Source organism: Protofrankia sp. CiP1_Cm_nod4 (assembly GCF_982290645.1).
The window spans coordinates 27,123-28,076 of the sequence record NZ_CEVIVC010000070.1; the positions used below are offsets into that span (position 1 = coordinate 27,123).

Consider the following 954-nt stretch of genomic DNA (forward strand, 5'->3'; position numbering starts at 1 on the left):
AGGCCGGTCCGCGGGATTACGGGTGGTGCTCGCCGACGACGCGGTGTTTCTGCGGGAGGTTGTCGCCGAGCTGCTCCGCGGTCACGGATGCGACGTCGTCGCGCAGGTCGCCGATCCGGCCGGTCTGCATGGCGCGATCGCCGCGCTGCGGCCCGACATCGCGGTGGTCGACATCCGCATGCCTCCCACCCACCATCTCGAAGGGCTCGAGGCGGCTGTCGCCATCCGCCGGGATCACCCCGACGTCGGCGTCCTGCTGCTCTCTCAGTACCTGGAGTCCCACTATCTGCCGGCCCTGTTCGGCGCGGGCGCCGGGAGCATCGGCTACCTGCTCAAGGAACGGGTCGCCGGGACGGCGGTCTTCCTGGACGCGGTCCGCCGGGTCGCGGCCGGCGGCTGCGCCCTCGACCCCGACGTGGCGGCGCTGCTGGTCGGCGGCCGGCACCGACGTGGCCCGCTCGACACGCTGACCGACCGTGAACGTGAAGTGCTCGCCCTGATGGCCGAGGGGCGTTCCAATCGCTCCATCAGCGACCAGCTCGTCCTCACTCCCAGGACGGTCGAGTCCCATGTACGCAGCATTTTCACCCGGCTCGGTCTGCAGCCGCAGCCCGACGACCACCGTCGCGTCCTCGCCGTCATCACCTATCTCCAGGCCACCGGCACGACCGCCACCCGAAGATCATGACTGGCCGGTCAGGCAACCATGCCGCCAGACAGGTGGGCACGGCGTCACCGGCAGCCGGTGACCAGGCGGGTGAGCGCCGTCGACGACAGCTCGGACTTGAGCAGGAAGCCACATGCCCCGCAGTCGGTGATGCGGCTGCCGTAGTCGGTGGCGTCCCGGGCCGAACACAGCACCACCTTGACCGTCGGCATCCTCGTACGGAGCTCGCGGCAGACCGCGAACCCGTCGATGTCGGGCAGGCGCACGTCGAGCAGCACGATGTCCGG

At 70.4% G+C, this 954-nt stretch carries 2 protein-coding genes; one reads left to right on the plus strand and one right to left on the minus strand.

The annotated features are described in order from the left end of the window. A partial coding sequence (locus AC5LSR_RS14515) for a LuxR C-terminal-related transcriptional regulator (RefSeq protein WP_445548769.1) occupies positions 1 to 688 on the plus strand: 688 nt, incomplete at its 5' end. A gap of 44 nt (positions 689 to 732) precedes the next feature. Here the strand turns inward: AC5LSR_RS14515 and AC5LSR_RS14520 are convergent. Then, the coding region (locus AC5LSR_RS14520) for a response regulator (RefSeq protein ID WP_493468566.1) at positions 733 to 954 on the minus strand (222 nt) is incomplete at its 5' end.